Here is a 14,749-nt window from a genome sequence, read left to right on the forward strand (position 1 = left end):
GGATAAACGTTTTTTTAATTTATTTAATCTGACAGAAGAACAGGCGATCGCCATTTTGGAAACGCCGGCCCAAAAACTAGATGACCCTTACGATCGCTACATTGCAGCTTCTCATTTAGTAAATTTTTCCACAGAAAAGTCGATCGCCGCCCTGATTGTAGCCGTGGAAAATACCGACGATGGGCTTGACAATCGCTCAGTTCGCCGCAAAGCAGCAGAAACCTTGGGGCGCTTGCAGGCAAAATCTGCACTCACATCTCTCCATGCTTGCTTGGGCGATGATGACTGTTACGTGGTAGAAAATGCAGTTTGGGCGATCGGCGAAATCGGCACAGAAAATCCCGATATCTTAGAAGATATTGCCAAATTGCTCGACAAACCAACTCAAAGCTATCGGGTAATCATCCACGCTTTGGCAAAATTAAATTACACAGCAGCAATCTCGCGCCTCAACCAATTTGTAGAGGATAAAGATGGGATGATTCAAGGTGCGGCAATCACCACAATCTGCCGCTTTTCGGGAGATTACTCGCAAATGTCGCGCGTGGTAGAGTTGCTGCAAAGCAGCAATGTTAACGATCGCCGCAGCAGCATTCAAGATTTAATAGACGCCAAATATTACAAAGCAATTCCTGAGATTTCCCGCTGTCCCGTGTCTTTGGTGTTTCGCCTGCGGGCTGTGCGGATGCTGGCGAGTGCGGGGATTCCTGCTGGAGAGATTGCTTTTACCGAAATTGAACCGATTCTCGATCGCATAATTGGCGATCGGCCCGACGACCTCGATTTAGTACACGAATACGACCAACTACCAAGCCTCGAATTTGCAATTAATGAACTCTACGAAACCGATTTCGGGCGCTGTTATCTGGCAACCAAAACCATCCTAGAATCCTACAGAAATGAAGCACCGGATGCCTTACTCGCAACTTATGCAAAATCAGCATACAACGATTACGGAGCGCACTATCACGTCATGAAACTGCTGGGTTGGCTCAAGTACGCCCCAGCCTTCGATTTACTCGTAGAAGCGCTGCACAATCGAGAACCGCAGTTTCAAAAATCCCGCGCCGCCGCAGCCTTCGCCCTCGGCGAAATCGGCGACAAACGCGCTATTGCTGAACTAAAAGTTGGTCTGGAAACTAGAATTTGGGATTTGAAATATGCTAGTTTGATGGCCTTGGAAAAATTAGGAGACAAAAGCGGCTGCGAGATTTTGGCCGCCGATGAGGATTTGCTGCTGCGGGAAAAAGCAGCGAGTTTAATGTCTAGAGTATAATAATTTAAGGTTGTTGACTGTTGACTGTTGACTGTTGACTGTTGACTGTTAACTGTTAACTGTTGACTGCCAACTAACAACTGCTTTCGGGCCAACTAACAACTGCTTTCCTGCCAACTGACTACTGACTAAAATGCCGAAAGAAGAACTTTTCCAACAGCTAAAGCATCCAAATCCGCACCTGCGGAAACGCGCAATAAGCGAAATAGCTGAAACTCGCGACGAAACGACTATTCGGCAACTGATGGGAATTTTGGATGACGAAGATGTTGTTTATCGCCGATCGGCAGTGCAAGTTTTGGGGATAATCGGTAACGATGCTGTGCCCTTGCTGGTAGATTCTCTGCTCAATAGCAAGAATGCCACGGTTCAGGCGAGTTGTGCAAAGGCATTAACGGCGATCGCTGTCAACTATCCCGATATAACTTTTCCAGAATTAGGATTGCAAGGGCTGCAAAAAGCACTAAGCGATCCGAATCCGGTGGTTTATATCTCCTCGGTAATGGCGCTGGGACAAATTGGTACAGCGGCGTTGGATATCTTGATTGAGACGATCGAGAATACTGACAATATTGCCTTAGCTGTGGCGATAACTGGTTCCTTGGCGACAATCGGAGGTACAAAAGCCCAGGAGGTTTTGGAGGCGGCGGCGGCCAATCCTGACGCCGATCCTTATATTCGTGAGTCTGCTGAAAGTGCTTTGTCTCGAATGAATCAGGTGACTAAGTGGAATTCCGGCGGTTAGTTGGATTGAATGGGCGATCGACCATTTAGATCAAATCCAGTTAGATCGAAATAATACCGCAGTGCTGTCTCCAGCGGACAGAACTGCACCCTCAGAAAATTATGATTCCGATGCAAACGGAAAGAATATTAGAGCCCGTCCGATCGATTACCATAACAAAACGGTTAATTCGATCGCGCGTGCGGACTTGCATACGCTTGCTTAGTTGCGCCCCAAGTTCCCACTAAGAAATGTAAAATGGTAGAAGATGTTAGCGTGAACTAACATTTTCAATTTATCCAAAGGTAAAAAAATGGCTAATATAAATTTGCGCCGCCCCGAAAATATCAGCGGTAACTTTTATGTAGACAGTACCTGCATAAACTGCGATACTTGTCGCTGGATGGCACCGGAAGTATTTACTGAAGCCGAAGAAAAGTCGGCGGTTTACCAGCAACCGACAAACGAAACTGAAGAAATGCGAAGTCTCGCGGCTCTTTTGTCTTGTCCCACCAGTTCGATCGGCACTGTTGAAAAGCCGAAAAATATCAAAGAAGTTCAGCAAAATTTGCCCGCGTTAGTAGCAGAAAATGTTTACCATTGCGGCTACCATTCCGAGAAATCCTTCGGCGCGGCTAGCTATTTAATTGTCCGCCCCGAAGGAAACATTTTAGTTGATTCTCCCCGTTTTGCGCCGCCGCTAGTCAAAAATATCGAAGCAATGGGCGGCATTCGCTATCTGTACTTGACTCACCGCGACGATGTAGCAGACCATCAAAAATTCCACGATCATTTTGGGTGCGATCGCATTCTTCATACTGATGAAATTAACGCGGATACTCGCAGTGTAGAAATTCAATTGTCAGGCAGCGAACCGTATCAATTAGCCGATGATTTGTTGATTCTACCTGCTCCCGGCCACACGAAAGCTCACACAGTTTTGCTTTACAATAATAAGTTTTTGTTTAGCGGCGATCATCTGGCTTGGTCGGAAAATTTGCAGCAGCTAATTGCCTTTCCCCACGTCTGTTGGTATTCTTGGCCGGAACAAATCAAATCTATGCAGAATTTGGCTGATTACTCGTTTGAGTGGGTGTTGCCGGGACACGGCCGCCGATATAATGCCGATCGAGAAACGATGAGCAATCAAATGCAAAAGTGTATTGCTTGGATGGTCGATGCTTAATCTGATATACTGAATACAGCCTTTCGAGATCTCCTATGAGGTACTATCCGGGATAGGCCAAACCGGGCATACCTCACCACGCGATCGAACCGCTATATAAGTTTTTACCATCACTAACTTGAATGTTGGAACTACTTGGAAGAATCACAATTAATCCCAGACAGTGTAGCGGTCGTCCCTGTATTCGCGGCATGAGAATTCGGGTATCAGATGTACTAGACTTATTTGCGGCTGGTTTGAGTGCGGAACAAATTCTCGAAGAAATGCCCGATCTGGAAATAGACGACCTCAAAGCATCTCTTTTGTACGCCTCACGTAAACTTAATCATCCAGTATTGGTTGCATGACGATCTGGGTAGATGCACATCTGTCACCAGCGATCGCAACCTGGATGACTAATACACTGGGAATAGCAGCGGTAGCCTTGCGCGACATTGGACTGAGAGATGCTGAAGATCCTGAGATTTTCGAGGCAGCCAAAGCGCAGGGAGTTATTTTGATGACTAAAGACAGTGATTTTGTTGATTTAGTCGATCGTCTTGATTCCCCCCCACAAATTATTTGGTTGACGTGTGGCAATAAGTAATTGGACAGAATTAATTACACACTGATTTTTTGCTGATTCTTTACTAGACAAGGCTTGCAGCCCAGAGTTTTGTGTAATTAATTGTGTCTTACTACATACATCAAACGATCGGTTGCGAGAGATTCTCAGTGCAACGTTGTTAGATGCGCTGGAACTTTTGAGAACAGGTGAAAGGTTGGTGGAGATTAGCGGGGATTAGTCGCCACAGTAAAAATTCCAATGCTAGGGGATTTGACAACTGATATCAAATCCGGTAGCGTCGGAATGATTCAGATATATATTCTCGGACTCTGTGTACTCTGTGTACTAATAAGGTTAAATCACCTGACGATGCAAGCAGAAACGATATGACTAAGCCTTTTCCTTGGGAATGGCAACCAAAGTGATAGAATTAGCGGGATAAGTTGCCTTGAATCCAGTACCGCTGACAGCCAAATCATCCTGACGGACGATCGCCTGCAAATTTGCCTCGCTGTAAGTGTAAACTTGAGCTTTACCCGCCGATTTAAATCCTTTCAAACTCAAGTTGCTAGTCAATTTTTTACTGGTTTTGTTAATGATTACTAGCGTCAAAGCACCGTCGTTAGTGCGTTGCGATCCGTAGATTGACAAAAGTTCCTGGTCTGTGCTGTGCGATCGCACCCAAGTATCGCCGTCGTACTTGCTGCCCTTCCCGTCATAATTCAGGTACGTGCGGAAGGCATAGGAACCCGGTTCAGAAGACTTTGGAGGCCCCCACAGCGTCGCTAAATCGAGTTGTTCTCGCCCAAAAATCCCCAAGATGTCGGCTTGAGTTAACGCCCCGTTCATCGACTCTAAACCGCCCCAATTGTATTCAGTAATTGCGATTTTTGTACCTGGATAATCCTGCTTTATCCATTCTATAAACCGGGGAATAATTGTTAGCGGCGGATTCGATTTACCAATCCAACTTTCATCAGTATAAGTGCTGTCCCACAGAGAACGAGTCGATCGCAACCGGGCTGCTTGCGTCTTAGCATCGCCGGCGGGACAATTCGCCAAACAGAGGTCATCGACGACAGGATAGCAGTGTTCGTCAAAATAGTCGAGGATGCGAACACCTTTTTGCTGTTCGCAGGCGCGCATTTGCTGCAAGTACCACCGCCCAAACCAGACACCGCCGTGTTTTTCGCGATCGTCCTTTACTCCCGAATCCACATAAACAGGCCAGCCGAAATCCGACGGGCCGAGTACCTTAGCGGTGGGATCTGTGGCTTTTACCATTGAGGCATATTGGTAAGTGCGATCGCGCAATTCGTCATAACTTGTCGCTTCTGGATGAACATCGCGGTGAGTGTTTCCCCAGCCGCTTGGTTCGTTATCCATTTGATAAATTTGCACGCCGCCCGATTCAGCAGTACCGTGGGTTTTAACTAAGTGTTGAACCCAAGCTTTCTGGAAAGCTGCATCGCTAATAATACTAACATCAAGGCGATTATTATCAGTTATTAAACTGCCGTCTGGACGCTTTCCGTTGCCGCACTTATCCTCTTCTGGAAAAATGTAAGGATTGGTTTTTTCTTGCGCGCCGTATTTGGCTACTGGAAAGCCGCAATTCCAGATGCTCAATTTATTTACATAGCCCATCATCGGGATAGTAACGATGCTTTTGCTGCCGTTTTTGCGGTTGGTTTTGACAATTTTGTCGATCGAATCGCCGGGAATCGGGTTTTTGTTGTCGCCGCCGCCCACGAAGAAGAAATCATCGCCGCTGTTGGAAGAATCGACTAACCAGTTGTAGCGGCTGGTGTGATTTGCGCCCCAGCGTTCGACTGGAATTCGCAACTCTTTGGCGATGGCCGGATCTAGGGCATAATCGTTCATACCGTAGATGTCGGGACTGATGGAATGGCGATCGGCTGTAACGTCTACAGATAAGGTGAGATTGGCTGTTTGGGCGATCGGGCTTTTGAAGTAAACTGCGGTGGCGATCGTTGCCAAAGCAGCCAAAACGCCTAATAGTAGTAGGATAATCCAACCTAGTTTGTTGGAGGGCGATCGCAACCAAAATCGTTTATTCATTTTGATACTGCTTTCAAACTGGTTGTGCAAGCAAAAAATGTTAATTAAATTATATTAATCTCTTATTCACATTGTAGCAAATGTTGAAATCCTAATCATGTCCGTTCTATTGACTGCAATAAGTAAAGTTCGTAGTGCGGACTTGTATCCTCCGCCCAAGAACAAACTTTCGGGCGCACTACGAACCCTTTTCGTTATAGTAATTGACCGGACATGATATTAGAACTCACTACCCAAGCTTTCCAGCACAATCTCCACAAGTCTATAAACATGGGTTCGGGAGCATCCCGCTTTTTAACTAAGCATAACTACCCATTTTAATCTCATTATTTAAATAAGCACATCTGAGTCTTAAAATTTGATGCACGTTTTTTTCTTTCCACTGTGCACCTACAATCTTAATTCTTGCTACAATCTGTTTAATTAAAGATTCTACAGATTCCGAACCAATATCAATACCCTGATGCAAGATAATTCTGGTAATTTGGGATTCTTGACTGATGTTTTAGGAGATAATTCTGGAAATTTTGACTTTCTTTACTTCTCACTCCTACAAATTCGCCTATAGCTTCTACTGTTGACCCTTGCCACAGTTGGCTCTCGACACTTCGGATTCGTTTGAGTGACCCCCCTACTTTATGTAAATTTTCTTTCAAATGATACCAATCTAATACTTTTCTTCTTTGTTCATTAGTCCCAATTTGATTAAACAGATTCCACACCCCATCGTGACCATATCCCAAACAGGTTATCGGTTCATTTGAAAGTTGGCTATTTACCCACTCCACTAAATCTGGATTATTTTGGAAGAAGGCGGCTGCTACTTGATTATGGATCTTAACTGCCTTATAATTCCGACCTACTCTTTCTTTTCCTCATGGAGTTCTTAGCCTGACATTTCCTCCGTCTATACGAACATGCTTCTACTTGCTCACCGTTCAACGGTGAAGAGAATTTATAACGATCTAATAGCCGATGTTGTGTACTGTGCGGTACATAAATTCCTGTCAACATTTTTAAGTTTTTTTCAGCATTGGCAAATGATTCATTTCCCACTAATAATAATAAACAACATTTTTCTCAGTGAGGACTCAAACGACTTCCCTTCTTTACTCCCAGCTTTTGGGCTTGCTTACTTGAGAGCTTTATTTCTACGCGCACAACTTTTTATGTTTTTTTGCTCCCCTCACCCTTGGACGCTGCTGAGTTCAAAAAAAACTGCCCCTTTCTGGTGCTACTGTCTCAACTAAATACTCTCGGACAGTCAGTTCGATAGATTCAAAGCTTTTGAGATTATCTGGCGAGGTATTCTTATAAAAGACCTCTGCTATTGCTTGGAGATTTATTTTGATCTTCTGCTGTTCTTCTGGGGTCATATGCACTTAGGTTGTGGTAATTTATCTGCTTTCTATTATGCCATCAACTTGGCAAGGCAATTATCTCAGTATTTATACTCATTGCAAAACTGGGATGCTCCCGATGTTGTTTCCATTAATTGTGCCACTATTGATGCAGCCTCAATGGTCTTTAAATCGCAAGATTACTTGTTTTGTGGCTTATTTGGGCGCAATTATTATCATTACTACACCTTGGAATTACCACAATTATCGAACTCACAAGACTTCCTTGCCACAGCGTTTCTACGGCGCTGCTGTGGCAAGGAAGTCCCGAGTTTTATCATTTAGCCTAAGAACAACTGCGAAAACGCAATATTGTTCAGATTTGGCGGGAAGAACTCAATCCGGCTCGGAATGGAGGACACAATGCTTTTACGATTGAGGGCGATCGCTACTTTACCAAACGGGCGATCGCTTCAATACTTCGCGAGCCTGCTGTCTATCTCTGGTATTGTTTGCAAAAGGCAGTTTTTTTCTGGTTTGGAAACCCTATAAGTGACTGGCCTTATCACACTTTGTTTAAGATTAAGGCAATGCGGACATTGTTTTCGCCACAACGGATTGTCGGCATTTTAGCGTCGCGAAATTTGCCTGTATTGGCTATTTTGGGCATGATAGTTTTGCGGCATCGCTGGAGGGAGTTTTTGCCACTGTTGGCAGTCTGTGGGTATTTTACTTTGATCCATGTCCTCACTTTTGCAGAAGTTCGCCACAGCGAGCCGCTGCACCCGATTTTGGCGGTCGTAATTGCTACGGCCGCTGGGGAACTTCAGCGTCGTTTGAAGTCATCAGTCATCAGTCATCAGTCATTAGTCATTAGTCATGTTTTGCTGTCCCCCCTCGCTTTGGGTCAAACGTCCAACGTCCAACGTCAGCATTCAAGTGTTATTAAAAACCATAATTATAAGTTTAGTTATAGGCATTTTAATCGCCCCGATCCTTGAGTTGTCCAGCCCGATCGCAATTTTTGCTCAAAACGCCGTCGCAATTAAAATATCCGGTACTGCTGCGGGGTGCGATCGCTACATCGGTGCAGTAGACGCTAATTTAAAATAAAAATTTATAATAATTGAGAATTCCTAGCAATTATTAATATTTGCTATAATAACAGAGTCATAGCAATTATTTGTTTTATAGCAGTTCTAGCCAAAAATGAGGGATTGACCGATCGCTCCCTCAATCCCTCAATCCCTCAATCCCTCAATCCCTCAATTTCCCCATGCCCTAATTCCCTAATCTAAAATCTATAGCAGTCCGAGCCCAAAATGAGGTATTGATCGATCGAGTTCTCAATCCCCCAATCTAAAATCTCAAACTTGTACAGCGAAGCCGAAGTATCTAAAATCTCAACTCCTCACCTTTTTGAGAAAGGCTATATATTCAAAGCTCCCCCTTTCCCGTTCTCTCCCTCTGGCTTCTCCCACCGCCTAATTGCACAGTTTATATACCTACTAATTGGCAATCTTGTAACAAGCCTGCGGCCGCTGGTAAATTGGTAGTGTATAAGTATCTTGCCTCAAACAGAATCTGAGCGAGAATTCCGTTGAGGGCGAGAAAGTAGGGTGCAGTCAGGACAATCGCAGAAATTCTTGCTCGTCAACCCGCAGTAGTTAGGCTGGGCGAGGAATTGCCGGCCAGTTAAAAGTCCGCCCTGTGGCAGATAGCATTGGTTCTGACTTGTCATTACCCGCCAATTGTCAGGATTTGGCACAGAATTAATTTTAAATGCCAAGATGCTGGAAGTAGGGGTGAATTTTATGGTACAGAAAGTTTGACCGTGCTTGGAAAGCTCGCGGGTAAAGCCTCTCAATCAAGCTGCTGCCCGCGATCGGGTTTTTCTAACAAATATCACTCTTATGCCCGCTGATGTTTATTCCTTCTCTCAGTCAGGTCATCAACCGCAATCCCCTTACCGTCACCCCTCAAACGCCCGTAGAAAAGGCGATCGAGCTGATGAGCAGCACAGGAGCCAGTTACGTCCTCGTGGTAGAGCCGCGCGAGCATTCTCAACTGGAAAATCTCAGCAATGGGAATTCCCCACGATTGCGGGAACAGTCGGGTTTCTACAACGGCTTACCGCGTGCGGTAAAGGCCTTCGGCAACGGGCTGCATCAGGGCGGCGCAAAAGCTCCCTATGGGAGCGGGCAGACGGTGCTGGGGATTTTTACGGCGCGAGATGTGGTACAGCTAAATTCGATCGGCGCTGCTTTGAGGGGATTTGCGATCGAGCAAATCATGATCAGAACCGTAACTGTAGCCAGAGAATCGGAAATTACCGACTTTTTTTCCTTAGTAAATCTGCTGGAAAAATATCAGATTGGTCATTTACCCGTCGTCAGCGATGCTGAAGAACTTGTCGGTTTAATTAGCTCTCAAAGCTTGGTAGAACTGTTGCAAGAACTTGGGAAATCGCCACAAAAAGCAAGCAGCGATCCGCCACCTGTTACCTTCGCTTTCCCACCGCCGCTGCCAAGTTCACAACCGAAATTAGAGCTGCCGGCGAGTTTAATTAAACTTTATCAAATTCCTCAAATCGCAGCAGGGCGAATTATTCACGCTCCTGCTAGTTCTTCAGTTCGCTATCTGGCGCAACTGATGTTCCGACACAATGTTAGCTATGTATTAATTACTGAAACCCCAGAACCAAACTCGACTGGTGCTACAAATTCCAAATTTACAAATCCCAACCTGCACAAACTCGTTGGGGTGGTAAGTTCGCGAGACATCGTGCAGTTGCAGGCCTTGGGAAGAGACTCGAACAAAATTAAAGCGGGAGCGATTTGTAACAGCTCGCCGCCGCTGGTACGATCGCAATCTACCCTAGAAGCAGCCGTCGCCCTGCTGCAAAAATACTACTACCAGTTACCATTATTAGTCATTAACGAAAGCAATCACCCGATCGGGATTGTCAATCCTAAAACTATCCTTTTACAAGCGCTAGATTCAAAATCTCTGCATTCTAGCTTGATCGCTTTGCAGCGACAGCTAGAATCTAGCAACGCGCAATACAAAAAACTCGCCGCCCAAATACAGCTTCCGGCAGCAAATCGCCACCAGGAAGTTGAAATTGCAGAAAATAGTTTCCGGCCGCCCCAAAATCTCCCCGCTACTGTCAACAATCAGGGGATTTGGGATTGGAATCTCGAAACAGATGAGTTTTTTTATTCCGTGCGGTGGCAAGAAATGCTCGGCTATAAAGCAGGGGAAATCTCGAATCGCCGATCGGAATGGTGGAGTCGCATCCACCGAGATGACATTAACGGAGTAAAGGCAGCCTTAGAAGAGCACTTCGCACAAAAGACAGCGGATTTTGCAGCAGAATATCGGATGTACTGCAAAGACGGCAGCACTATCTGGGTGCTGAACCGGGGTCAAGTTTTGCGGAGCGCTGCAGGCAAACCGCTGCGCTTGGTCGGAACTCATACAGATATTACTCCAAACAAGCAGTTAGAACTCAAAGGCGCAGATCCCGATCGATTCCAAGTCTTTGATTCTTTGAAAGCAACAGTAATTTTTCAGATGGATGCGGCGGGAGTTTGGACGTTTCTCAACCGCGCTTGGACTGAAATTACTGGTTTTTCGGTTTCCGAAAGTTTGCACACTAATTTTTTAGATTGGGTTCATCCAGATGAACGCCCGCAGTGTGAAAATCTATTAGAGTCTTTGCTGTCTGGAAAATCGGAATTTTGTCGGAGAGAACTGCGATTTAAGTACAATTCGGACTCGGTGAAAAATGAATTAGATATTCATCCTGAATCTGGCTTTATTTCGGTAGAAATATTTGCTCAAGTCCGGCTGAATTCCCAGGGTGAAATAGCGGGAATTTTAGGAACTTTGCACGATGTCTGCAGCCGCGTCGAAGGCGTTGAGGAATTGCGGGAAAGCCAGCGAGCAATTCGATCGCTCTACGAGGTAATGGTGAGCTCGTCAGGCTCCTTTGAGGAGCGCACTGCTCAGTTGCTGGCAATGGGTTGCAGTCAGTTTGGGATGGATATCGGGCTGTTGGGCAGGGTTTTGGGCGATCGCTACGAAGTCATCGCCGCCTATGTACCGTCAAATTTCCCCTTCGGATTTGCCAAAGGAGATGGTTTTGCTTTGAGTAGAACTTTTGAACGAGAGGTTTTGCGATCGAACGAACCTATTTCTATCGAATCCGCCGGCACTACTCAGTGGAAGCATCACCCGGCCTACGCCGTCCGCAGGTTGGAGGCATTTGTCGGCACGCAGGTAATAGTGGAAGGGCGAATTTTTGGCACTTTGAGCTTTACTTCGAGCTCTGCTAAACCACCTTTGAAACCGCTGAATTTTGAAATGTTAAAATTGATGGGCAATTATATCGGCGCGGAAATTGCCCGCGAAGAACGCGAGCACACTTTGCAGCGTCAGTACCAGTGCGTTTTACTCTTCAAACAAATCACTCAAAAAGTGCGATCGACCTTAGATACTCAAGAAATTTTTCAGACTACCGCCACCCAAATCGGGCGTGTATTCGGTGTCAATCGCTGTACAATTCACACCTACCTTTCCCAACCTTATCCGCACCTTCCTTGCGTCGCAGAATACCTCGAACCAGGTCACGCATCAGCTTTAGATTTAGAACTTTCTGTCACTTACAACCCCTACACAGAAAAACTGCTTGCTGAAGATATAGCCCTAGCATCTCCCGATGTATTTGCCGATCCTTTGCTCGAATCTTCCGTGCCGATGTGCCGCCGCATCGGCTTAAAATCTATGTTAGCGGTTCGCACTTCCTATCAAGGCGAACCGAATGGCATTATTACTTTGCACCAGTGCGATGCAACTCGCCAGTGGACTCCCGACGAAATTGAACTGTTAGAAGATGTTGCCGCTCAAGTCGGAATTACCTTAGCCCAAGCCCAACTTTTAGAAAAAGAAGTTCACCGACAGCAACAGTTAGTAGAGCAAAATGAAGCTTTGGAGCAAGCGCGACAAGCGGCCGAAGTTGCTAACAGAGCTAAGAGCGAGTTTTTAGCTACGATGAGTCACGAAATTCGCACTCCGATGAATGCGGTAATCGGGATGACCGGTTTGCTGCTGGATATGGAACTAACTACAGAACAGCGGGATTTTGTAGAGACAATTCGCACCAGCGGCGATGCTTTGCTGACTATTATTAACGATATTCTCGACTTTTCCAAGATTGAATCGGGCAAAATGGATTTGGAAAATAGCCCCTTCGACCTGCAAAACTGCATAGAGGAATCTCTGGAATTGCTGGCTCCGAGAGCTTCAGAAAAAGGTTTAGAGCTGGCTTACTTTATTGATGATTCTGTTCCCAAAAACATTTTAGGAGATGTCACGCGGCTGCGCCAAATCTTGGTAAATCTGCTAGGAAATGCAGTCAAATTTACCGAATCGGGAGAAATTGTCGTTTCTTGTACTGCTAGGAAAATCGAGCCTGTAGCTACTAAAATTTTGCCGGAAATAACGAATATTTTAGCTCTGAAACCGCTAGCAACTAAGGAGGAAAAGTTGCCAAGTAACAGACAGTACGAGATTCAATTTGCTGTCCAAGATACGGGCATTGGCATTCCACCAGACCGGATCGATCGCCTATTTAAAGCTTTTTCGCAGGTGGATGCTTCCACAACTCGACAGTACGGCGGGACTGGTCTGGGACTGGCTATCAGCCAGCGTTTGAGCGATATGATGGGTGGTAAAATGTGGGTTGTCAGTCAAGTTTGTCCGGCAAGTTCTAAGTCTCAATCTGCTGTTTCGGCGATCGGACAAAGTACCGCAGGAATTCCGCCTGCTGGATTTTATCCGCCGTCGGTATCGGGTTCCGGTTCAATTTTTTATTTCACGGTGACAGCAGAAGCTAATGAAAGTCGAGAGTCAAAAAAACTGCCGGAATTTGCGGCGGGCAAGCATTTGTTGATTGTCGAAAATCATGCCATTAACCGGCAAGTTTTGATCCGGCAAGCTGAGGCTTGGGGAATGATACCCGTAGCTGCAAGTTCGGGTGCTGAGGCTGTGAAAATTATCCAAGAAAACTCGGCGCTAGATTTGGCTATTTTGGCGATGAATCTACCAGATATGGATGGCGTGGCTTTGGCTGTGAAGATTCGTTCCTTGGAGCTGAGCAATTTGTCTGGCGAGGGGCTAAATCCGAATGTCATCGTTACAAGCCCTCGCAAAGTTCCGCTACCTTTGGTGCTGTTTACTTATTTGAGCAAGGCGGAAGTCTGGAAAAAGCTTGAAACTACAGAAGTACATTTTTCGGCTTTTTTAACTAAGCCTCTAAAACAGTCGCAGTTTTATAATGTGTTGCTGCAAGTTTTTGGATATGTTGCCGGCAGAAGCGGTAGGGGAGAAGTTTCAAATGTGGCAACTTTGACTTCGGGATTGAAGTATTTTGAAAATTCTCAAGAACAGCACCGCGTGCAGCGGACACCTGCGATTTTGAGGCAGGTGGCTAGCAATTCTGTCGCACAGGATGGAGCTAATTCTACTCAGATTCGGATTTTGCTGGCGGAGGATAATGTGGTGAATCAAAAAGTAGCTACGCATTTGCTCGACAGGATAGGATATCGGGCAGATATTGCGGCTAATGGGCTGGAGGTTTTGGAGGCTTGCAAGCGGCAATCTTACGATGTTGTGCTGATGGATGTGCAGATGCCGGAGATGGACGGGTTGGAAGCGACGCGCCGCATTTGTCAGGAGTGGCCTGCTAATCGGAAGCCGAGAATTATTGCGATGACGGCTAATGCGATGCAGGGCGATCGCGAAAAGTGTCTGGAAGCGGGTATGGACGATTATATTACTAAGCCGGTGCGCCGGGAAGAGTTGGCGATCGCCCTGGGCAAATGCCAACCACTGCAGCGGGATGAATTGGATGCCGTTGCTGAACTAAAAAATCCACAGATTACTGAGCAAGTTGACAGTGAGGCTGCTGGATACTCGATGGTTCAACCTGCTGCAAATTCGCCGATCGATTTTCATGTTTTGCAAAGTCTCCGCGAGTTAGACGATGATGAAGACCCGGATTTTTTGGGGGAGTTGATTAAGATATATTTGTTAGATGCACCGCAGCAGTTAGAAACAATTAAAGAGGCTATTTTTCTCGGCGATGCTGATAGTTTGAAGCTGGCTTCTCACACGCTGAAGTCGAGCAGCGCTAATTTAGGAGCGGTGTCTTTTTCGGAAGTTTGCAAGGAGTTGGAGTATATGGGCCGCATGGCAGTTGAGTCTGGAGGGGAACAGGTTTTTGATGCGAGGACGGCGCGCGATCGGCTGTTGGAAGCCGAAACGGAGTGGGAAAAGGTACGGATGGCGTTTGAGACTGAATTAAAAACGGGGAAATTGCGATCGCAAATAGGGAATTAGTTATTGGTTATTGGTTATTGGTTATTGGTTATTTGTTATTTGTTATTAGTAGGGGCGGTGGATGGTGCGGGCCCGCCCTCTGCCGTCTTGACATCGGATGCTGCGGCTGCAATACCCGGTGCACGTTGCTAATTACCAATTACCAATTACCCATTACTTCTAACTAATGACCAATGACTAATGACTCTTT

General features: G+C 45.9%; 9 protein-coding genes. 8 read left to right on the forward strand and 1 reads right to left on the reverse strand.

What is annotated here, in order from left to right; translation table 11 throughout:
• The 5 genes from AACV78_RS14355 to AACV78_RS14375 all read left to right on the forward strand — a co-directional run.
• A partial coding sequence (locus AACV78_RS14355) for a C-phycoerythrin alpha-cysteine-82 phycoerythrobilin lyase CpeY (protein ID WP_194074302.1) occupies positions 1–1,276 on the forward strand: 1,276 nt, incomplete at its 5' end.
• Between the two features lie 133 nt (positions 1,277–1,409).
• Complete coding sequence (locus AACV78_RS14360; protein WP_194008425.1) at positions 1,410–2,021, forward strand: HEAT repeat domain-containing protein; 612 nt, start codon at positions 1,410–1,412, stop codon at positions 2,019–2,021.
• Between the two features lie 292 nt (positions 2,022–2,313).
• Positions 2,314–3,186, forward strand: a complete 873-nt coding sequence (locus AACV78_RS14365; RefSeq protein ID WP_194008424.1) for an MBL fold metallo-hydrolase — start codon at positions 2,314–2,316, stop codon at positions 3,184–3,186.
• A 122-nt stretch (positions 3,187–3,308) separates the two neighbouring features.
• Positions 3,309–3,533, forward strand: coding sequence for a DUF433 domain-containing protein (locus AACV78_RS14370; RefSeq protein ID WP_194008423.1), 225 nt, complete (start codon positions 3,309–3,311; stop codon positions 3,531–3,533).
• Complete coding sequence (locus AACV78_RS14375; RefSeq protein WP_194008422.1) at positions 3,530–3,772, forward strand: DUF5615 family PIN-like protein; 243 nt, start codon at positions 3,530–3,532, stop codon at positions 3,770–3,772. Before AACV78_RS14370 ends, AACV78_RS14375 begins: the two co-directional genes overlap by 4 nt.
• A gap of 351 nt (positions 3,773–4,123) precedes the next feature.
• Here the strand turns inward: AACV78_RS14375 and AACV78_RS14380 are convergent, their stop codons facing one another.
• Positions 4,124–5,815 (reverse strand): glycoside hydrolase family 44 protein, encoded by a 1,692-nt coding sequence (locus tag AACV78_RS14380; RefSeq protein WP_194008421.1) that lies wholly within the window; start codon positions 5,813–5,815, stop codon positions 4,124–4,126.
• 1,413 nt (positions 5,816–7,228) lie between these two features.
• Between AACV78_RS14380 and AACV78_RS14385 the strand changes: the two genes are divergently transcribed.
• The 3 genes from AACV78_RS14385 to AACV78_RS14395 all read left to right on the forward strand — a co-directional run bounded on the left by AACV78_RS14385 (position 7,229) and on the right by AACV78_RS14395 (position 14,559).
• Positions 7,229–7,594: a hypothetical protein gene (locus AACV78_RS14385; protein WP_194008420.1), complete on the forward strand. Its 366-nt coding sequence runs from the start codon at positions 7,229–7,231 to the stop codon at positions 7,592–7,594.
• Between the two features lie 151 nt (positions 7,595–7,745).
• Positions 7,746–8,156, forward strand: coding sequence for a hypothetical protein (locus AACV78_RS14390; RefSeq protein ID WP_194008419.1), 411 nt, complete (start codon positions 7,746–7,748; stop codon positions 8,154–8,156).
• Positions 8,157–9,078: 922 nt separating this feature from the next.
• On the forward strand, positions 9,079–14,559 hold the full coding sequence (locus tag AACV78_RS14395) for a response regulator (protein WP_194008418.1): 5,481 nt from the start codon (positions 9,079–9,081) through the stop codon (positions 14,557–14,559).
• The last annotated feature ends 190 nt before the right edge of the window (positions 14,560–14,749 follow it).

The sequence above is a fragment of the Tychonema sp. LEGE 07196 genome (genome assembly GCF_963890365.1).
Classification (GTDB): Bacteria; Cyanobacteriota; Cyanobacteriia; order Cyanobacteriales; family Microcoleaceae; genus Microcoleus.